Here is a 19,155-nt window from a genome sequence, read left to right on the forward strand (position 1 = left end):
GCAGAGTCAGCTCAGGCCGGCTGCAGCACGAAGTGCGCCTCGAGGCTGGTTTCCTTGGCGCTCCGCATCACCGGCCGCAGGAAGACGGTTTTGAATTCGCCGCTGTCATAGGCGAGGTGGCCATGCGGCTGGCCGAAGATCGGAATGATCTGCGGCATCTCGAGCCGGAACTTGCCGTCCTTGTCCGTGAGCGTGGCGCCATGGCTCTGCGGCTCATGCTCCTGTCCTTCGACCGTGTGCGCCCAGATCTGGATGCGCTGCCCGGCCAGCGGAGCGCCATCGCCGGCGCGGCGAACGGTGCCGCTCATCCAGAAGCCGCCCTTGCCGATCCGCTCCACGATCGCCGCGCCCTTGCGATAGTTGTTCGCCCCGCCCGACATCGACTGGGTCGGTGCGAGGCCGTCGGCGCGGGCGGGCAACAGGAGGCCGGGGAAGGCCGATACCAAGACCCCGGTTGCGAGGACGGTGCCGCCGGCGGCGAGGATGCTGCGGCGGTCGAGTGCGACGTTGGTCATGTCAGTTCCTCCCGGCAACGGGGCTCTTGCTCGAGCAAGCTACAACAACAGGCGCAGAACGCCCAGTTGAGAGGGAGGGGACCATCGGTCGCAATAACAGTGTTGTGAACCGGGGCATTCGCAGCTCATGGCGGCCAGGCAGCTCTTGGCGGGCAGGATGGGTCGCGTGGCGGAGAACCCACCAGCCCCTGGTGACGAAACATGCGAGGGCTCTACCCATCCTGCGCGCCGCCACTACATGTCTTTCCTCAAGACGCGCATGATCGCGCAGCCCTCCACACCGGCAGCCCCCGTATGATCCCCTTCTCCGTGCTCGACCTCGCTCCCATCCGCCAGGGCGGCGATGCGGCGCAGGCTTTCCGCAACTCGCTCGACCTTGCCCGGCATGCCGAGGCGTGGGGCTACAAACGGTTCTGGCTCGCCGAGCATCACAACATGACGGGAATCGCGAGCGCGGCGACGTCGGTCGTGATCGGCCACGTCGCGGGCGGGACCAGGACGATCCGCGTCGGCTCGGGCGGGATCATGCTGCCGAACCATTCGCCGCTCGTCATCGCCGAGCAGTTCGGCACGCTGGAATCGCTCTATCCCGGGCGGATCGATCTCGGGCTCGGCCGGGCGCCCGGCACCGACCAGTTCACCGCGCGGGCATTGCGGCGCGACCTCGCCACCACCTCCGAGAATTTTCCGCACGACGTGCTGGAGCTGCAGGCGCTGCTCGGCGACGTGCAGCCGAACCAGGCGATCCGCGCCGTGCCCGGCATGGGGACCAAGGTGCCGCTGTGGATCCTGGGATCGAGCACCTTCGGTGCGCAGCTTGCCGCGATGCTCGGGCTGCCCTTTGCGTTCGCCTCGCATTTCGCGCCGCAGATGATGATGCCGGCGCTGCGCGAATATCGCGCGCGGTTCGAGCCCTCGGCGCAGCTCGACAAGCCCTACGCGATGATCGGCGTCAACGTGTTCGCCGCCGACACCGACGACGAGGCACAGCGGATGTTCTCGTCGCTGCAGCAGCAGTTCATCAATCTGCGCCGCGGCACGCCGGGGCCGCTGCCGCCGCCGACTGGCGACATGGACGCGCTGTGGTCGCCGGCCGAGAAGGCCGGCGTCGGCCAGTCGCTGTCCTGCTCTGCGGTCGGCTCGCCTGATGTGGTGGAAGAGAAGCTGAGGGCGCTGATCGCAGAGACCGGCGCGGACGAATTGATGACGACGGGGCAGATCTACGACCACGCCGCGCGGCTGCGCTCGTTCGAGATCGCAGCCGAGGTGCGGGAGAGGTTGGCGAAGCAGCCGGCGATGTGAGGCGCAATCGCGCCCCGACGGAGGTGCGCTCCCTCCCCCCTTGTGGGGGAGGGTTAGGGAGGGGGGTAGCCCAGGAAAAGGTATCGATTGTTTAACGAAGTATCAGGGCCGGTACGTAACGGATGGAATCCCCGTGTGGCCCCCCTCCCTGCCCCTCCCCCACAAGGGGGGAGGGAACGGAGAGAGCCTGCTCGTGGCCGAATTCTATTCCGACTAATCCGCAAACCCAAACAGCTTGGCCGGATTGTGCACCAGGATCTTCTCGAGCTCCGCCTGGTCCGGCGCGTAGCGGTACATCAGCTCGAGCAGGTCGGCATCGTTCGGCGGCTGCTTCACCGAGACCGGATGCGGCCAGTCGCTGGCCCAGACGCAGCGATCGGGAGCGGCCTCGATATAGGCGCGCGCGATCGGGATTACGTCGTCGTAGGGAGCCCCGGTCTTCGAGGTCTTCTCGCCGAGCGACAGCATGACCCAGAAATTGCCCTTGCCGAGCAGCTCCAGCATCTTGCGCAGGTTCGGATCGGCCTTGCCGGCTTCGGGATCGGGGCGCGCCATGTGGTCGATCAGCACGGGCACGCCGAGGTCTTCATACTTGGCGACGCTCGACATGATGCCGTCCTTCTCCGGCTGGATCTTGGCGTACCAGCCGAGCTCGCGGATGCGCGCGATAGCGCGGGCGAAATCGGCATCGGAGAGCACGGCACCAAGCTCCTGGCGGAAACTGAAGCGTGCGCCGCGAACGCCGGCATCATGCAGCTTGGCGAGGTAGGAGTCGCTCGCCTCGGCGAACACCAGCGCGTTGGCGCAGCCGCGATAGTTCGGGCCCATGGCTTTGAGCCCGTCGAGCACGACGGCATGGTCGGCACCGTAGGTCGTGGTCTGCACGATGATGCCGCGCTCGATGCCGAGCGCCTTGTGCATGCGCAGCGCCGCTTCCCAGGTCGCGGTCGGCATCCGATAGGCGGCGCCGGGACGCTCCGGATATTTGTCGATGGGACCCAGCACGTGAAACTGGCTGTCGACCGTCTTCGGCGGCGGCGCCTTGCTCGGGTGGCGCGGATTGGGATCGAACGGCAGATAGGTCGGCATGCGCAAAACTCCTCAGTCGATCACGGCGGTGAAGTCGCACTGCACCAGCGCGCCGCCATCCATGTTGTCCATCGGCAGCGCGTGGCGCGCCGGGCGCGAATGCTCGTCCGGAAACATCTTGAGCCACTCGACATTGACGGGGCCGCGATTGCCGCGGTCCTTCAGCCACACCGTCATCTTGATGATGTCGTCGGTGGTGCCGCCGGCAGCCTCCACCGTCGCCTTCATATGCGCGAACATGTTGGCGCATTGAGCGTCGAGGCTCTCGGGCATTGCATTGGTCGCGGGATCGCGGCCGAGGATGACGCCCGACATCACGAGATTGCCGATGCGGCAGGCGTTCGGAATCGGATTGACGTGCTTGAAGCCGCCGATGTGGATGCTCTTGCGCCGCGTTTGACCCGTCATGGTGCGCTCCCTGATTGTTGTTGCTTCAGACGAACTGGCACGACACCGAGCCGAACGCGCCGTAATCGGCATGAAACGTGTCGCCGCGGCGGATGTCGACCGGACGCGTGAACGAGCCCGCCAGCACGACCTCGCCGGCTTTGAGATGCTCGTCATGCGGCGCGAGGCGGTTGGCGAGCCAGGCGATGCCGTTGGCGGGATGATTGAGCACGCCGGCGGCAAGGCCGGTCTCCTCGACCTCGCCGTTGCGGAACAGCAGCGCGCCGATCCAGCGCAGATCCGCATCCATCGGGCGGATCGGCCGGCCGCCGAGCACCAGCGCGGCATTGGCCGCGTTGTCCGAGATCGTGTCCATGACTTTGCGCGCCTTGCCCGTCTCCGGATCGACGCGATGCATCCGGGTCTCCAGGATTTCGAGCGCGGGCGTGACGTAATCGGTGGCGTTGAGCACGTCGAAAATGGTGCAATCGGGCCCGCGCAGCGGTGCCTTCAGCACGAAGGCAAGCTCGACCTCGATGCGCGGCGCGTGGAAACGGTCGAACGGAATCGGCGTCGCATCGGCATAGAACATGTCGGCGAACAGCACGCCGTAATCGGGCTCGGAGATGCCGACCGCGTTCTGCATCGCCTTCGAGGTCAGGCCGATCTTGTGCCCCTTGATGACGCGGCCGCGGCCGAGCTGGAGCCTGGTCCAGGCGCGCTGCACCGCGTAGGCGTCCTCGATACTGAAATCCGGGTACTCCTTCGTGAACATCGGGATCAGCGATTTCGTGCGCTCGGCTTCGTCGAGGCGCGCGGCAAGGCGTTCGATCGTCGCAACATCCAGCATGATCTATTGCTCCGCGGCCACGGTGTTACGGAGCACGCCGATGCGGCTCGACTCGACCTCGACGACGTCGCCGACCTTCAGCCAGCGCGGCGGATCGAACCGCGCGCCCGCGCCGGTCGGCGTGCCCGTCACGATCATGTCGCCTGGCTTGAGCGTCGCGAAGGTAGAGAGATAGGCGATCAGGACATCGAACGGGAACATCAGCCGCTCGGTCGTATCCTGCTGCCGCACCTCGCCGTTGACGCGCGTGATGATGTCGTGCGGCCCGCGCGGATCGAGCTCGTCCGCGGTGACGATCCAGGGACCGATGCTACCGGAGCGGTCGAAATTCTTGCCTTGCGTGACGTTGAACTTGCCGTGGCGCAGCCAGTCGCGGATCGTGCCCTCGTTGCACAGCGTCATGCCGAAGATATGCGACCACGCTTTCTCGCGCGGGATGTGGCGGCCGCCCTGCCCGATCACGATGACGAGCTCGCCCTCGTAGTCGAGCTGCTCGGAGACCTTCGGCTTCTCGATCGGCTGGCCGGAGCCTGATATCGAGGACATGCTGCGCACGAACAGGCTGGGATATTTGGGCAGGTCCGAACTGTCTTTATATTCGGCGTTGCGCTCGGCGTAGTTGACGCCGATGCACCAGAGCTTTTCCGGCGCCAGTACCGGCGGTAGCAGGACGAGTTTTTCCAACGGGTAATCGGGCTTCTGCCCGGCCGCCGCTTCCTGCGCATCGGACAGCGCGTTGGCTGCGATGAGCGCCTTCACATCCGAGAAATCGCGACCGATCCGCCTGGTCAGATCGATCACACCACCTTCGACGGCCGCTCCGTAGCGCGGCTCTCCATCCAGGAGATAGCTCAGGAGTCGCATTGTATTTCCTCCAATGATCTTGAGGCAGCTGGGCCCGAGACAGACCCGCGCACTCAGTCTTTCGACTTGGGAGTCTGGAATACGGTGTTCAGCGTCACGATCTCGCCGAGCCGGGCGTAGCGCGGCCCGCCGATCCGCGCGATCGGGTCGAGCGCCTTGGTCTCGACCTTGCCGTCATTCACGAGGCCGTCGCGTAGATGAAACATCACGACCTCGCCGACGATCAGCCTGCTCTTGGCCTCGCCGAACTCGAGGCACTGCCGGAAGCGGCACTCCATCGCGACCGGCGCGGCAGCGAGCCGCCGCACCTTGATGAGGTCGCAGGGCAGTGTTTCGAGTCCGAGATGCTCGACCTCGCTGATTTCAGGCGGATGCTCGACCGAGCTGTCGTGCACCGCATTCATCAGCGGGGTATCGGCGATGTGGATGACGTATTCCTCGGTGTCGAGGATGTTGTGCGCGGTGTCCTTGTAATCGGCGCCCTTGCGGCCGACGCTGATGGCGAGCATCGGCGGCTTCTGCGAGACGAAGGTGAAGGCGCTGAACGGGGCGAGGTTGAGCACGCCCTTGGCAGACAGGCTCGTGACCCACGCGATCGGGCGCGGCACCACGATGCCGGTCATCAGCCGGTAGATGCGCTCGGCGCCGAGTTCGGTGGGATCGATCCGCATTGATCAATCCGCCCTGATGTTGGCCTTGCGCACCACCGGAATCCATTTGGCGTCCTCGCGTTCGAGATAGGCCTTGAACTCTGTCGGCGTCATCGGCGCAGCCTCGCCGCCGAGCTTCTCGAACTTGTCGACCACGGCAGGATCCTTCAGGATCGCGACCAGCGTCTCGTGCAGCTTGTCCACGATCGGCGCCGGCGTGCCGGCGGGCGCGAACAGGCCGGTAAAGGTCTGGCCGTCGAAATCCTTGTAGCCGAGTTCGGCGAAGGTCGGCACGTCGGGCAGCGACTTCAGCCGATGCGGGCTGGTGACCGCGAGCGCGCGGAACAGGCCGGCCTTGATGTGCTGGAGGCTGACCGTGAGCTGGTCGAACGCGAACTGCACCTGGCCGCCGAGCAGATCGTTGATCGCCGGCGCATTGCCGCGATAGTGCGCGGTGACCCATTGCACGCCGAGGTTCGACTGCATCAGCTCGCTGAGCAGGTGGTTGGTGGTGCCAGGGCCGGGCGAAGCCATGGTCAGCTTGCCGGGCTCACGCTTGGCGAGATCGATGAACTCCTTGAGATTCGTCGCCTGCACCGACGGATGCACCTCGAGCACCAGCGGCGTCATCGAGATCGTCGAGATCGGCAGGAAGTCCTTCTTCCAATTATAGGCGTCGCGCTTGTTGATCTCGGTCGCGAACAGCACCGGACCGTTGGCGCCGACGAACAGCGTGTAGCCGTCAGGCGCGGATTTCGCGAAGGCTTCGCCCGCGATCATGCCGCCGGCGCCGGCCTTGTTCTCGATGATGAAGGGCTGGCCGAGCTTCTCCTGGAGCTTGTCGGCGACGATGCGTGCGGCGCTGTCGACATTGCCGCCGGCGGGATAAGGCACGATCAGCTTGACGTTGCGCGCCGGCCATTGCTGGCCCGACGCCGGCCCCGCCAGCATCGCAGTGACGGCAGCTATGGCAATCCAGATTAATCTCATGTTAACCTCCCGGCAGCGCTACGAACTCAGTTCGAATGCCTGGCGCCTCGCATGGCATTCCGATTGGGCCGCAATCTCCAGATGCGCGCTTGCCCTGTCGAGGGAATTGTGGCGTTCTTGTCCATATTATGGACAAGAGGCGTTCGACGAAATCCGCCCGCGGCGCCATGGAACCGCGACAGGGCGCGCAGGCGATCCGGCGCGCGCTCGCAGTGCTGCGCATCCTTGCCGCAGGCCGCGAAGACGGTGTGCCAATGGCCGAGGTGGTGCGCGCCACCGGCCTCACCCGTCCGACCGTGCATCGCATCGTCCACGTGCTGATCGAGGAAGGCATCGTCGAGCGGCATGGCAAGAGCGGCCGCTACGCCATCGGCAACCAGGTGCCTGAGCTGGCGCTCGCGCGGCCGCGGCCCTCGCGGCTCTTGGTCGCCGCCAATCCGTCGCTGCAGCGCGCTTCTGCCGAGATCGGCGACACGCTGTTCCTGACGGTGCGCACCGGCAACGACACGCTCTGCGTCGATCGCCGGATCGGCGTCTATCCGATCCAGGTGCTGTCGATCGAGGTCGGCGCGCGCCGGCCGCTCGGCGTCTCCAGCGCCGGCGTTGCCATCCTCGCTGCGATGCCGGCGCCGGACGCGCGAAAGATCATCGCGGCGAATGAGAAGCGGTTCGAGGCCTACCGGACCGACGTGGGCACCGTGACGAGCCAGGTCACTGCAGCGCGGCGGCGGGGTTACAACATGAGAGAGATCGGCCTCGTGCAGGGCACCAAATCGATCTCGACCTGGATCAAGACCCCGGACGGACAGCCAACCGCCGCGATCACGGTCTCCGCCGTTCGAACCAGGCTCGGCCCCCGCCGCGAGCAGGAGGTCGCGGAGATTCTGTTGCGGGAGGCGCGCGCCATCGAGCAGGCGATCCGGGGTTAGGCGGCGCTGTCAATGGCTGACTTCGCACGCGTTTTTATGGCACAAGAGCCGCCATCGCCGACCGACCAACGAGGCCACGCATGCCCGCGCCAAAACCGCCTGCCTTCGAGACCCTGAGCCTGCATGCGGGCCAGCATCCGGACCCCGTGACCGGCGCCCGCGCGGTGCCGATCTACCAGACCACGTCCTACGTGTTCCAGGATTCCGATCACGCCGCGGCGCTGTTCAACCTGGAGCGCGCCGGCCACATCTATACCCGCATCTCCAATCCGACCACGGGCGTTCTCGAGGAGCGGCTTGCGGCGCTGGAGGGCGGCGTCGGCGCCATCTGCACCGCGAGCGGCATGGCCGCGCTGCATCTGGCCATCGCCACGCTGCTCAATGCCGGCGACCACATCGTGGCGTCGAGCTCGCTCTATGGCGGCACCATCAACCTCTTGGCGCACACCCTGCCGCGCTTCGGCATCACCACCACTTTCGTCAAGCCGCGCGACCTCGACGCGTTCCGCGCCGCGATCAAGCCGAACACCAAGCTCGTGATCGGTGAGACCATCGGCAATCCCGGGCTCGAGGTGCTCGACATCCCCAAGGTCGCGCAGATCGCGCATGACGCAAAGATTCCGCTGCTGATCGACAACACCTTTGCCACGCCCTATCTCAGCCGCCCGATCGAGCTGGGCGCCGACATCGTCATGCATTCGGCGACCAAATGGATCGGCGGCCACGGCATCGCGATCGGCGGCGCCATCGTCGACGGCGGCCGCTTCGACTGGCGGGCGTCCTCCAAGTTCAGCGTGCTGACCGAGCCCTATGGCGGCTATCACGGCATCGTCTTCGACGAGCAGTTCGGCACGGCGGCCTTCATCATGCGCGCCCGCACCGAGGGCCTGCGCGATTTCGGCGCCTGCCTGTCGCCGACCAACGCGTTCCAGCTGCTGCAAGGCGTGGAAACGCTTCCTGTGCGCATGGACCGCCACATGCAGAACACGCATCTCGTGCTGGAGGCACTGAAATCCAGCAAGGCCGTCGACTGGGTGTTGCACCCCTCGCTGGAGACCCATCCCGATTATCAGCTCGCCAAGCAGCTCTTGCCGCGCGGCGCCGGCTCGATCGTCTCTTTCGGCATCAAGGGCGGCCGACCGGCGGGGCGCAAGTTCATCGAAAGCTTGCGCATGATCAGCCATCTCGCCAATGTCGGAGACGCCAAGACGCTGGTGATCCACCCGGCCTCGACCACGCATCAGCAGATGGATGCCGAGCAGCTTAGGGACGCCGGCATCGGCGAGGAGCTGGTGCGGCTGTCGGTCGGCATCGAGACGGCAAGCGACATCATCGACGATCTCGCCCAAGCGCTGCGCATTTCGCAAAAGGTCTGACGCCATGAAGCTCTCCGTCAACGGCACTGAAGTGTTCGCGGCGACCGGCGGCCGCGACTTCGACAAGTCGCTGCCCGCGGTCGTCTTCATCCACGGCGCCGGCTTCGACCATTCCACCTGGGCGCTGCACACGCGCTGGTTCGCTCATCACGGTTTTGCCGTGCTGGCGCCCGACCTGCCCGGCCACGGCCGCTCCGCCGGGCCTTCACTCGGCAGCATCGCCGAGATGGCCGATTGGACGGCGGCGCTGCTGGATGCGGCAGGCGCCACCAAGGCGCATCTGATCGGCCATTCCATGGGCTCGCTGATCTCGCTGGAGACGGCGGCGCGCCATCCCGACAAGGTCTCCGCGCTGAGCCTGATCGGCACCGCCGCGACCATGACGGTCGGCCCGGATCTCCTAAAGGCGGCCGAAGCCAATTCGCAGGATGCAAACGACATGGTCTCGATCTGGGGTCTCGGCTTCAGCGCCGAACTCGGCGGCAGCCTCGCACCGGGCCTGTGGATGCATGGCGGCGCACAGGCCGTGCTTCAGGCTTGCGAGCCCGGCGTGCTGTTCAAGGATCTGTCGGCCTGCAATGCCTATGCGAATGCGCTTGCCGCCGCGGCGAGCATCAAGGTGCCGACGACGCTCATTCTCGGCGAGCGGGACATGATGACGCCGGCGAAGGCGGGCAAGGCGCTTGCGGCCGCGATCCCGCATGCGAAGACCGTCGTGGTGCGCGGCGCCGGTCACATGATCATGGCCGAACGTCCGGACGAGCTGCTGGCGGCGCTGAGGAACTGACTGGATCGATCTTCTGCCTTGCGCGTTGCGGTGAGACATCCTTCTCAATCAAGAAGGGAACTCGACCATGCCAAGACAGGAAGTCATTCGCAAAGCCAAACAGGACAAGCGCGCCGGCAAATCGCCGAGCACGCAGGCCGGCGAATTCGTCAAGGACGAGATCGACAGGATCAGGAAGGGCAAGCACGGGGCGCGCTCGACGAAGCAGGCCATCGCTATCGGCCTGTCCGAGGCACGCCGCGCCGGTGTCGATCTGCCGCCGCCACGCAAGGGGCGCACCAAGAAGGCGACGCGCAGCAGCGCCAAATATGCCTATGAGGTCGGCCAGGGTAAACGCACGCCCAAGCGCCGCCCGCGCGTCTCGCGTGCGGTCGAGAACGTCCTGAAGAAGGAGCCGCGCTCGACCGCATCACGCAGTGCGCTGTCGAAACAGGGCAAGCGGGCCGCAAGCCGCCGAACCGCGGCGTCACGTTCGGCCGCCGCGCGGAAAGCGAGCCACACCAAGGGCGCCAAGGTCCGCTCCGCCGCCGCAAAGAAGGCGGCGCGCACCAGGGCGCGCCGCAGGAGCTGATGTCCTGTAGCGACCTTGTGAGTTGAATGCCAGCGGCTGCCGCCTGACGATCCGGCCGTCCATGAATCGATCGGAGCTTTCATGTCAGAGACTCTCAAGGGGCGCACCGCGCTCGTGACCGGCGGGTCGCGCGGGATCGGCGCCGCGGTCTGTCGCGCGCTGGCCGAAGCAGGTGCTGCCGTGGCGATCAATTGCCGCGAGCAGATCGGGCAGGCCGAGCAGCTGGCTGGCGAGATCGGCAGGCAAGGCGGCCGTGCCATCGTCGTCGCCGCCGACGTCTCGCAAGCCGAGGCCGTGGCCGGAATGGTCGAGCGCGTGACGGCCGGGCTCGGGCCGGTCGACATCCTCGTCAACAATGCCGGCATCGCCATCACGCGCGGCATCGACGATCTCACCGAAGACGATTTCGACCGCACCATCCTGGTCAACCTGAAATCCGCCTTCCTGTGCACGCAGGCCGTGCTGCCGTCGATGCGCGCGAGGAAGTGGGGCCGCATCGTCAACATCTCCTCGGGAGCTGCGCGCGGCGCCGGCTCGATCGGCCCGCACTACAATGCGTCCAAGGCCGGCATGGAAGGTCTCACACGAGGCTATGCCGCGCGGCTGGTGAAGGAGGGCGTTACCGTCAACGCAGTGGCGCCGTCGCTGATCGAGACCGACATGATGAGCGGTCAGCCTCAGCTCGTCAGCCGTATCCCGCTCGGCCGCTTCGGCACGGCGGAGGAGGTGGCGAGAGCGGTGATGCTGCTGGTCGACAACGCCTACATGACCGGGCAGACCGTGGCGCTCAGCGGCGGGATGGCGTTTAACTAGGGGTAGCCGTCGCCGCGGGCTCTCTTTCCTTCTCCCCTTGTGGGAGAAGGTGGCGCGAAGCGCCGGATGAGGGGTATCTATCCACAAAGCAAAATCGCGAGAGATGTGCTTGCGGAGAGACACCCCTCACCCGTCTCGCCGCTATCGCGGCGAGCCACCCTCTCCCACAAGGGGAGAGCGTCAGAAGAATCACCACATCGTCGCGGCCGCGCGTTCGGGCCAGATGCGGTCGTACTCCGCGCCGCCGACCTTGTTCTCGCTCATCTCGGCGAGGATCTGGCCGGGCGTCGGCAGCGTTCTTGGATCGACGCGCTTGTCGGGATTCCAGAGGTCGGAACGCACGATGGCGCGGGCACACTGGAAGTAGATTTCATCGACGTTCATCACCATGACGCTGCGCGGCGCCTTGCCTTCGACCTTGAACGAGGCCAGCAGCTCCGGATCGATCGAGAGATGCGCGCGACCATTGGCGCGGACGGCGTTGCCGGAGCCGGGAATCAGGAACATCAGCGACACCCTGGGATCGCGCACGATGTTGCGCAGGGAATCGACCCGGTTGTTGCCGCGGCGGTCCGGCAACATCAGCGTCTTGGGATCATGGATGCGGACGAAGCCGGGGAGATCGCCGCGTGGCGAGCAATCGATGCCTTCGGGCCCGATGGTGGCGAGCGCGGCAAACGGCGCCTTCTCGATGAAGATCCGATAGAGCGGCGTGACGTGGTCGGCGACTTTCACGGTCGAGGCGTCATTGGTGGCGCCGTAGATGGCTTCCAGCTGTTCGACCGTTGCGACCACCGTCATTCCATTCTCTCCTCGTTGCATCGGCAGCTATTCCTGCCAGCCTTCGTTCCTGATCACGCGCACGAGCTGGCGGCCGTGATAGTCCGCGCTGCCGGCGTTGAGGATGGCGACGTCGGCCCGCTCCGACGCGTCGCCAACATCGCGCGACAGCCGCTCGGCGATGTTTCCGTCGCTGTGCCGCGCCCGCGCGGCAAGCCGCTGCGCCAATACGTCCGGCGGCGCCGTGATTGCGACGACCACGACGTTGACATAGGCTCGGCGCAGCGCGGCGATCACCGTGCGCGAGACGTTGGCAACGACGGCTCGGCCGGCCCGGATGTCGTCGTTGATCTCGAGCGGCAGGGCATAGGAGTGCCCATGCGCCTCCCAATGCACGGCAAAATCGCCGTGCTCTCGCACGCGGCGGAATTCTTCCTGGCTCACCGCAATGTTGTCCTCGTCGGCCGAGGACTCCCGCGTCACGACCCGGCGCGGGAAGATGATGTCGGGATCATCGGCGCAGGCCGCTTGCGCCAGCCGCAGCAAGGTGTCCTTGCCTGCGCCGCTGGGACCGACCACGAGCACAAGCCGCCCGGGACCGATCGCACCCGCCTCGTCCTGCGCCGTGGTCACGGTCTCGCTCATGCGACGCGGTTCCCTTCGCGCCAGACGCTGCGGACGACGGGAACGCTGCCGGCAACGTGCACGCGGATCAGGTCGGCGCGCTTGCCGGTCGCGATCTCGCCGCGGTCGGTGAGGCCGACCGCCTCGGCGGGCGCTTTCGTCACGGTGCGAACTGCCGCCGGGAGGCTGATGGCCGGCACATGCTCCGGCAGTTGCAGCGCGCCCATCAGGAGGCTCGAGGGGATGTAGTCCGACGACAGGATATCGAGCAGGCCTTCGCGGGCGAGATCGACCGCAGCGATGTTGCCGGAGTGCGAGCCGCCACGCACGACGTTCGGCGCGCCCATGAGAATGTCGATGCCGGCCTGGTGCAGGCCGCGCGCGGCCTCCAGCGTGGTCGGGAACTCCGCCACCGAGACGCGATCGCGCACCGCGTCCGCGACGTTCTCCTCGGTGGTGTCGTCGTGGCTCGCCAGCGGGATCTTGTATCGATGCGCCAGGGCCACGATCTCGCGCATGTTGTTCGCCGCATACTGCTTCTGATACTCGAAGCGCTTTGCGAACAGCTCGTCGAGCTCGGCATCGGTCTTGCCGCCGCCCTTGCCGCGATAGTAGTCGCGCAGCTTGATCTCGTCGCGGAACTGACGCTGGCCGGGCGTGTGATCCATCAGCGACATCAGCTTGACGTCGGGGCGGTCGATCAGCTCCCTGGCCTCCTCGACCACGCTCGGCATCGGGATCTCGCAGCGCAGGTGCAGGAAGTGGTCGGCGCGCAGCAGGCTTGCCTCACGCGCGGTGGTGATCGCGGCGGCGAGCACTCCGGCGCGGCCGTCGACTTCCTCGGCGCCGTCCTCGCGCCAGACCCGGAGCGAATCGAACACGGTGGTGATGCCCGAGGTCGCAAGCTGGCCGTCATAGGAGATGACGGCCGCGACCGGATTCCAGAACACCTTCGGCCGCGGCACGTAATGCGCTTCGAGGTGGTCGGTGTGGAGCTCGATCAGGCCGGGCATGATCAGGTCGCCCCCGGCGTCCTCGGCACCCGCAGGCGCCCTGTCCTCGCCGATCTCGGCGATGCGCCCGTCGGCAAGAGCGAGCCAGCCCTGTTCGATCACCCGTTCGGCCAGCACGATCCTGGCGTTGGCAATGATGGCGTCCTTCGGCTTGGGGTTCATTTCCTCTTCCTTCAGGCCGCGGCAGCGAAGCTGGCGACGTCGACGATGCGGTCCGCAATCAGATGACGGATTTCGTCGTCATGGACAATAGCGACCATGGCGACGCCCTGACGCTTCTTTTCAGCGACCAGTTCGACCACGACGGCGCGATTGGCGGCATCGAGGGAGGCAGTCGGCTCGTCCAGCAGCAGGATCGGCAGGTCCGAGATGAAGCCGCGCGCGATGTTGACGCGCTGCTGCTCGCCGCCGGAGAATGTGGCGGGCGGCAGCTGCCAGAGCCGCTCGGGGATGTTGAGACGATGCAGCAGCTCGCCGGCGCGCGCCTGTGCGTCGGCGCGTGCCATGCCGTTCACGATCAGCGGCTCGGCAACGACGTCGATGGTGGCAACGCGCGGCACTGCCCGCAAAAACTGGCTGACATAGCCGATCGTGGAGCGGCGGATGTTGAGCACCTGCCGCGGCTCGGCGGCGGCGAGATCGACCAACGCGCCGCGATGGCGGATGCCGATGCGGCCGCTATCGCAACGGTAGTTGCCGAAGATCATCTTCAGGATCGACGATTTGCCGGCGCCCGACGGCCCCGACAGCACGACGCACTCGCCCGGATTGACGTGGAACGTCACGCCGCGCACGACCGGCAGCTCGATGCCGCCTTGCAAGTGCATCGTAAAGGTCTTTTGGGCATCGGCAACGTCGATCATGGCGGTCATCGAAAAGCTCATGGCGGGAGAATCGAGGAGACGAGGAGTTGGGTATAGGGCTCGCGGGGGTCGTCGAGCACCTGGTCGGTGAGACCGGTCTCGATGACGCGGCCGCCCTTCATCACCATCACGCGATGTGACAGGAGGCGCGCGACCGCGAGATCGTGGGTGACGATGATGACGGCGAGATGCAGCTCGGCGACGAGACTGCGCACGAGATCGAGCAGGCGCGCCTGCACCGACACGTCGAGGCCGCCGGTCGGCTCGTCCATGAACACCAGCCGCGGCTCGGTGACGAGGTTGCGGGCGATCTGAAGACGCTGGCGCATGCCGCCGGAATAGGTGCGCGGGGCATCGTCGATGCGCGCGACGTCGATCTCGACGCGGGTGAGCCAGTCCGACGCGGTCTCGCGGATGCGGCCGTAGTGGTTCCAGCCCACGGCCATCAGCCGCTCACCGACATTGGCACCGGCCGAGACCGCCATGCGGAGGCCCTGCGCGGGGTCCTGGTGCACGAAACCCCAATCGGTGCGGAACAGGAAACGTCGCTCGGCTTCACCGAGCGTCGTGAGATCGCGCGTGACGCCGTCGCGCATCCGGTAGGACACATGGCCGGCGCTCGGTGCCAGCTGGCCCGACAGCATCTGCAGCAGCGTCGACTTGCCCGAGCCCGACTCGCCGACGATCGCCAGCACCTCGCCGGGATAGAGCGCGAAGGAGACGTCGCGGCAGGCGGCGATGCGACCGAAGGACTTGCTGAGGGACTGCGCCACCAGCAGCGGCTGGTCGTTTTCGAGCGTATCGCGATCGGCCAAGCCTTGATCAACCATGTGAGCCCGCCTTCTCCCTGTACGGCGCAGCGCTGAGGCTGCCGTGATGGCCAGCGGCCTGGCGGCCCTCGCAATAATCGGTGTCTGAACAGACGAACATCCGCCCGCCCTGGTCGTCGGTGACGATCTCGTCGAGATAGGAGTCTTCCGCGCCACAGAGCGCGCAGGGCGCGTTGAAGCGGTAAGGCTCGAACGGATGATCCTCGAAATCGAGCGAAACCACCTGCGTATAGGGCGGGATTGCGTAGATGCGCTTCTCGCGGCCGGCGCCGAACAATTGCAGCGCAGGACAATTGTCCATCTTGGGATTGTCGAACTTCGGCGTCGGGGACGGATCCATCACGTAGCGCGCGTTCACCTTCACCGGATAGGCGTAGGCGGTCGCGATATGGCCGAAGCGGGCGATGTCCTCGTAGAGCTTGACGTGCATCAGACCGTACTCGGCGAGCGCGTGCATGCGCCGCGTCTCGGTCTCGCGCGGTTCGAGGAAGCGTAGCGGCTCGGGGATCGGCACCTGATAGACCAGCACCTGGTTTTCATTCAGCGCCGTCTCCGGGATGCGGTGGCGGGTCTGGATCACCGTCGCCTCCGCCGTCGCGGTCGTCGTCGCAACGCCGGCGGTCTTGGCGAAGAACTTTCGGATCGAGATCGCGTTGGTGGTATCGTCCGAGCCCTGGTCGATCACCTTCAGCACGTCCTGGGGACCGAGGATCGCGGCGGTGACCTGCACGCCGCCGGTGCCCCAGCCATAGGGCATCGGCATTTCGCGGCTGGCGAACGGCACCTGGTAGCCGGGAATGGCGATCGCCTTCAGGATCGCACGGCGGATCATCCGCTTGGTCTGCTCGTCGAGATAGGCGAAGTTGTAGGCGGGCGCGTTCATTCCGCGGCTTCCTTCATGGCATCGGGCGCATTGGCATCCACGAACTCCTGCCGCAGCTTGCGGAGCAGGCCGAGCTCGGACTGGAAGTCGACGTAGTGCGGCAGCTTCAGATGCTCGACGAAGCCTGTCGCCTGGACGTTGTCCGAATGCGACATCACGAACTCCTCGTCCTGGGCGGGAGCGAGTGCCTCCTCGCCGAGCTCGCGGGCCCGCAGTGCGCGATCGACCAGCGCCATCGACATGGTCTTGCGCTCGCTCTGGCCGAAGGCAAGGCCATAGCCACGGGTGAAGCACGGCGCTTCGGTCGCAGAACCCTTGAACTGATTGACCATCTGGCACTCGGTCAGCTCGATCGAACCGAGCGGCACGGCGAAGCCGGCGTCTTCCGCGATGAATTCGACCTCGACTTCGCCGAAGCGGATCTCGCCGGCGAAGGGATGGTTGCGGCCATAGCCGCGCTGGGTAGAATAGCCCATCGCCAGCAGGAAGCCTTCGTCGCCACGCGCCAGATTTTGCAGGCGCAGGTCGCGATCCGCCGGGAAGTTCAGCGGCTCGCGGGTGAGATCGCCGACCGGCGCGCCGTCCTCGGCCTGGGGCGAGGATTCGATCAGCCCATCGCGGCCGAGAATGTCGGTCACGCGCGGCGTAGGCGCGGTGGGCGCCTCAGCCGTCGCTGGCGCGTCGGGAACGAAGCCTTCGGCGAGCGAGGGGTCGAGCAGGCGATGGGTGTAGTCGAAGGTCGGCCCGAGGATCTGCCCGCCGGGAATGTCCTTGAAGGTGGAGGACACCCGCCGCTGCACCCGCATCGCGCCGGTGTCGACCGGCTCGCTGGCGCCGAAGCGCGGCAGCGTGGCGCGGAAAGCGCGGACCAGGAAGATCGCCTCGATCAGATCGCCGCGCGCCTGCTTGATCGCCAGCGCCGCGAGCTCGCGATCGTAGAGCGAGCCTTCGCTCATGACGCGGTCGACGGCGAGGCCGAGCTGCTCCGAGATCTGGTCGATCGTGACCTCCGGAACGCTCTGGTCGCCCCGCCGCTTATGCGCGAGCAGGCGATGGGCGTTCTCGATGGCGCGTTCGCCGCCCTTGACTGCGACATACATGGTTCAGCTTCCCTTGCTCACGACGCGCGTAGTGCGCGGGATCGCAACCACGGCGTCATCGGCGACCAGCACCACGTCGACGCCGCGCGGAAACAGCGCCTCGTTGATCCGCAGGCGCTCGAACAGGTCGAAAGGCTTGATCGACGCCTGCAGCGTCGCGACACCGTCGATGCCGGGGCCATGCAGCTCGAAGCCGCGCCCGGAGGCCAGGCCGTCGACCTGAATGATCACCGTGGTCGAACGATCCGGGTATTCGCTCGTCCCGAGCGCAAAACGGTCGAGCGGCGGAAGCGCCGTGCCGTCGCTGATCAGCGCGAAGCTCGCGATCGAGCAATCCTGCACCACCGGCGCGCCGGTATGAAATTTCAGCCACTTCACCAGGTCGGAGCTCTCGGCCATCCGCACATCGAGCCAGAGCGGCGTGTCGTGGTCGAACAGCGTGAGCGCGATCGCGGCGGTGCCGCGCATCATCGTATCAGGCGCTCCCGCCATCGGCACGATGCGCTGGACCGAGCCCGGCCGCGCCATGGCGTCCATGACCGAGCGAAAGGTCGATTGCGCCGACAGCACCTTGTCGGCAAAACCCGGCGGCAATTCCGCAATCGTGGTCATGATCTCAGCCCTCACCGCGCACCATGGTGTAGAAATCAACCTTCGTCGCGGCGGTCTCGGCCGCCGCCTGCTTGCGCCGAATCATAAGCTGCTCTCGCAAGGGCACGATGACACCCCGCTCCACCGCGCCGCCGTAATCACGGGACTGGACCAGCGCATCGCACAACGCGATCAGCCGCGCCTTGTCACCATCACGGCCGAGCGTGTAGCCGAACCCGACCTCGCCGCTCGCAAGCCGCACCGCGGCACGCGACACCGTCGCCTCGCCGAGATTGAACGGAGCGCCGTCGCCGCCGACCCGGCCGCGCAGCATGACGAGGCCGTTTTCGGGCGCGCGCAGATCCTGATGGGCCGGAAGGGCCGAGTCCAAGGCCAAGTTGCGGAGGCGAGCGGCGATCTCGCCCGCCTCCGCTTGCGCCAGCACCGCCATCGCGGCCCTGCGCTGGGCTTGCTGATTGTTGTGCTGCGTCACCTGATCCACCAAACTTGCCGCATCGAAGTTGTCTATGATAATAGACAACTTCATACGGATACGCCATGACTGTTTCGTGACAATGATGTGATTTCTGGAGTAGGTTTCCCGCGACATGAGCATGCAGGACACAGCCTCCTCGGGCGTCGCGCTATGGCGCCTCGTTGCCGACGGCATCGAGCGCGGCATCGCCGATGGCCGCTTTGCGGCCGGCGACAAGCTGCCGGGCGAGATGGAGATCGCCGAAACCTACCGCGTCAACCGCCACACCGTGCGGCGCGCGCTGGCCGCCCTCGCCGAGCGCGGCCTGGTGCGGGCCGAGCGCGGCAGCGGAACCTATGTCGAGGCGCAGAAGCTCGCCTATCCGCTGCGCTCGCGCACGCGTTTTTCCGAGATTGTCGGTGCGGGCGGCCGCGAACCGCATGGGCGGCTGATCGATGCGACCGACGATGTCGCGACGCGCGAACTCGCGCGGGAGTTGGGACTGAAGACCGGCGCGCCTTTGATACGGATCGAGGCGATCCGCCTCGCCGACCGCACGCCGATCTGCGTGTCCACCACCTGGCTGTCGGCGGAGCGGTTTCCGGACGCCGGCGCCGTGTTCGCGGCGACGCGCTCGATGACCAAGCTTCTCGCGCATTACGGCGTGCGCGACTATCGCCGCGGTGCGACCCGGATCACGGCCGGCATCGTCGATGCGACCGATGCCTCACGGCTGGATCTGGCGCTGGGCCGGCCGATCCTGGTGGTCGATGCGACCGACCACGATCTCGAGGGCAGGCCGCTGCTGACGAAGCACTCGCGCTTCGCCGCGGAACGGGTGGAATTTGTGGTGGAGTCGTAGCTCTTCCCTCT

23 protein-coding genes are annotated in these 19,155 nt (G+C 66.5%); 7 read left to right on the forward strand and 16 right to left on the reverse strand.

Annotated features, from left to right (window positions below; translation table 11 throughout):
* Nucleotides 1-11: 11 nt before the first annotated feature.
* On the reverse strand, nt 12-515 hold the full coding sequence (locus tag EDE08_RS26575) for a peptidase associated/transthyretin-like domain-containing protein (protein WP_061881166.1): 504 nt from the start codon (nt 513-515) through the stop codon (nt 12-14).
* A 294-nt stretch (nt 516-809) separates the two neighbouring features.
* Here EDE08_RS26575 and EDE08_RS26580 point away from each other — a divergent pair, with 294 nt between their 5' ends.
* Nucleotides 810-1,817 carry an LLM class flavin-dependent oxidoreductase gene (locus tag EDE08_RS26580; RefSeq protein WP_131871706.1) on the forward strand — a complete coding sequence of 336 codons (1,008 nt, stop codon included), beginning with the start codon at nt 810-812 and terminating at the stop codon, nt 1,815-1,817.
* A gap of 213 nt (nt 1,818-2,030) precedes the next feature.
* Here the strand turns inward: EDE08_RS26580 and EDE08_RS26585 are convergent, their stop codons facing one another.
* The 6 genes from EDE08_RS26585 to EDE08_RS26610 are packed head-to-tail and all read right to left on the reverse strand — an operon-like array spanning nt 2,031 to nt 6,647.
* Nucleotides 2,031-2,906 (reverse strand): amidohydrolase family protein, encoded by an 876-nt coding sequence (locus EDE08_RS26585; protein WP_131871707.1) that lies wholly within the window; start codon nt 2,904-2,906, stop codon nt 2,031-2,033.
* Nucleotides 2,907-2,918: 12 nt separating this feature from the next.
* Nucleotides 2,919-3,314 carry a RidA family protein gene (locus EDE08_RS26590; protein WP_131871708.1) on the reverse strand — a complete coding sequence of 132 codons (396 nt, stop codon included), beginning with the start codon at nt 3,312-3,314 and terminating at the stop codon, nt 2,919-2,921.
* A 25-nt stretch (nt 3,315-3,339) separates the two neighbouring features.
* Nucleotides 3,340-4,143: a 2-oxo-hept-4-ene-1,7-dioate hydratase gene (gene hpaH / locus EDE08_RS26595; protein WP_131871709.1), complete on the reverse strand. Its 804-nt coding sequence runs from the start codon at nt 4,141-4,143 to the stop codon at nt 3,340-3,342.
* 3 nt (nt 4,144-4,146) lie between these two features.
* Nucleotides 4,147-5,007, reverse strand: coding sequence for a fumarylacetoacetate hydrolase family protein (locus tag EDE08_RS26600; protein WP_131871710.1), 861 nt, complete (start codon nt 5,005-5,007; stop codon nt 4,147-4,149).
* Between the two features lie 53 nt (nt 5,008-5,060).
* Complete coding sequence (locus tag EDE08_RS26605) at nt 5,061-5,678, reverse strand: flavin reductase family protein (RefSeq protein WP_131871711.1); 618 nt, start codon at nt 5,676-5,678, stop codon at nt 5,061-5,063.
* A 3-nt stretch (nt 5,679-5,681) separates the two neighbouring features.
* On the reverse strand, nt 5,682-6,647 hold the full coding sequence (locus EDE08_RS26610) for a Bug family tripartite tricarboxylate transporter substrate binding protein (RefSeq protein WP_131871712.1): 966 nt from the start codon (nt 6,645-6,647) through the stop codon (nt 5,682-5,684).
* A 128-nt stretch (nt 6,648-6,775) separates the two neighbouring features.
* On the opposite strand from EDE08_RS26610, the gene EDE08_RS26615 reads away from it, so the two are divergent.
* The 5 genes from EDE08_RS26615 (at nt 6,776) to EDE08_RS26635 (ending at nt 11,123) form a co-directional block, all read left to right on the forward strand.
* Nucleotides 6,776-7,576, forward strand: coding sequence for an IclR family transcriptional regulator (locus EDE08_RS26615; RefSeq protein WP_131871713.1), 801 nt, complete (start codon nt 6,776-6,778; stop codon nt 7,574-7,576).
* Between the two features lie 80 nt (nt 7,577-7,656).
* Entirely contained in the window at nt 7,657-8,952 is a 1,296-nt protein-coding gene (locus EDE08_RS26620) for an O-acetylhomoserine aminocarboxypropyltransferase (protein WP_131871714.1), read from the forward strand.
* Between the two features lie 4 nt (nt 8,953-8,956).
* On the forward strand, nt 8,957-9,739 hold the full coding sequence (locus EDE08_RS26625) for an alpha/beta fold hydrolase (protein ID WP_131871715.1): 783 nt from the start codon (nt 8,957-8,959) through the stop codon (nt 9,737-9,739).
* A 67-nt stretch (nt 9,740-9,806) separates the two neighbouring features.
* Nucleotides 9,807-10,310 carry a DUF6496 domain-containing protein gene (locus EDE08_RS26630; RefSeq protein WP_131871716.1) on the forward strand — a complete coding sequence of 168 codons (504 nt, stop codon included), beginning with the start codon at nt 9,807-9,809 and terminating at the stop codon, nt 10,308-10,310.
* 81 nt (nt 10,311-10,391) lie between these two features.
* Nucleotides 10,392-11,123, forward strand: coding sequence for an SDR family NAD(P)-dependent oxidoreductase (locus EDE08_RS26635; RefSeq protein WP_131871717.1), 732 nt, complete (start codon nt 10,392-10,394; stop codon nt 11,121-11,123).
* A gap of 189 nt (nt 11,124-11,312) precedes the next feature.
* On the opposite strand, the gene EDE08_RS26640 is transcribed toward EDE08_RS26635, so the two are convergent.
* From EDE08_RS26640 to phnG, 9 genes are read right to left on the reverse strand one after another with little or no spacing between them, the layout of a single operon-like run.
* The gene (locus EDE08_RS26640; protein WP_131871718.1) at nt 11,313-11,924 is read right to left on the reverse strand and encodes a pyridoxamine 5'-phosphate oxidase family protein; all 612 of its coding nucleotides are present in this window, start codon (nt 11,922-11,924) and stop codon (nt 11,313-11,315) included.
* A gap of 27 nt (nt 11,925-11,951) precedes the next feature.
* Nucleotides 11,952-12,548: a phosphonate metabolism protein/1,5-bisphosphokinase (PRPP-forming) PhnN gene (phnN, locus tag EDE08_RS26645; protein WP_131871719.1), complete on the reverse strand. Its 597-nt coding sequence runs from the start codon at nt 12,546-12,548 to the stop codon at nt 11,952-11,954.
* Nucleotides 12,545-13,702: an alpha-D-ribose 1-methylphosphonate 5-triphosphate diphosphatase gene (locus tag EDE08_RS26650; protein WP_131871720.1), complete on the reverse strand. Its 1,158-nt coding sequence runs from the start codon at nt 13,700-13,702 to the stop codon at nt 12,545-12,547. The genes phnN and EDE08_RS26650 overlap by 4 nt, the downstream gene beginning before the upstream one ends.
* An 11-nt stretch (nt 13,703-13,713) precedes the next feature.
* Entirely contained in the window at nt 13,714-14,412 is a 699-nt protein-coding gene (gene phnL, locus EDE08_RS26655) for a phosphonate C-P lyase system protein PhnL (RefSeq protein WP_165936194.1), read from the reverse strand.
* A gap of 8 nt (nt 14,413-14,420) precedes the next feature.
* Nucleotides 14,421-15,233 carry a phosphonate C-P lyase system protein PhnK gene (phnK, locus tag EDE08_RS26660; RefSeq protein WP_165936195.1) on the reverse strand — a complete coding sequence of 271 codons (813 nt, stop codon included), beginning with the start codon at nt 15,231-15,233 and terminating at the stop codon, nt 14,421-14,423.
* The gene (locus EDE08_RS26665; RefSeq protein WP_131871722.1) at nt 15,226-16,116 is read right to left on the reverse strand and encodes an alpha-D-ribose 1-methylphosphonate 5-phosphate C-P-lyase PhnJ; all 891 of its coding nucleotides are present in this window, start codon (nt 16,114-16,116) and stop codon (nt 15,226-15,228) included. Before EDE08_RS26665 ends, phnK begins: the two co-directional genes overlap by 8 nt.
* Nucleotides 16,113-17,216 (reverse strand): carbon-phosphorus lyase complex subunit, encoded by a 1,104-nt coding sequence (locus EDE08_RS26670; RefSeq protein ID WP_131871723.1) that lies wholly within the window; start codon nt 17,214-17,216, stop codon nt 16,113-16,115. The genes EDE08_RS26665 and EDE08_RS26670 overlap by 4 nt, the downstream gene beginning before the upstream one ends.
* 3 nt (nt 17,217-17,219) lie before the next feature.
* On the reverse strand, nt 17,220-17,828 hold the full coding sequence (gene phnH, locus EDE08_RS26675; protein WP_165936196.1) for a phosphonate C-P lyase system protein PhnH: 609 nt from the start codon (nt 17,826-17,828) through the stop codon (nt 17,220-17,222).
* A 4-nt stretch (nt 17,829-17,832) separates the two neighbouring features.
* Entirely contained in the window at nt 17,833-18,309 is a 477-nt protein-coding gene (gene phnG / locus EDE08_RS26680; RefSeq protein WP_165936215.1) for a phosphonate C-P lyase system protein PhnG, read from the reverse strand.
* Between the two features lie 106 nt (nt 18,310-18,415).
* On the opposite strand from phnG, the gene phnF reads away from it, so the two are divergent.
* The gene (gene phnF, locus EDE08_RS26685) at nt 18,416-19,144 is read left to right on the forward strand and encodes a phosphonate metabolism transcriptional regulator PhnF (protein WP_131871725.1); all 729 of its coding nucleotides are present in this window, start codon (nt 18,416-18,418) and stop codon (nt 19,142-19,144) included.
* Nucleotides 19,145-19,155 lie beyond the last annotated feature (11 nt).

Origin of the sequence: Bradyrhizobium sp. R2.2-H (genome assembly GCF_004346455.1) — a bacterium.
Classification (GTDB): Bacteria; Pseudomonadota; Alphaproteobacteria; order Rhizobiales; family Xanthobacteraceae; genus Bradyrhizobium; species Bradyrhizobium diversitatis.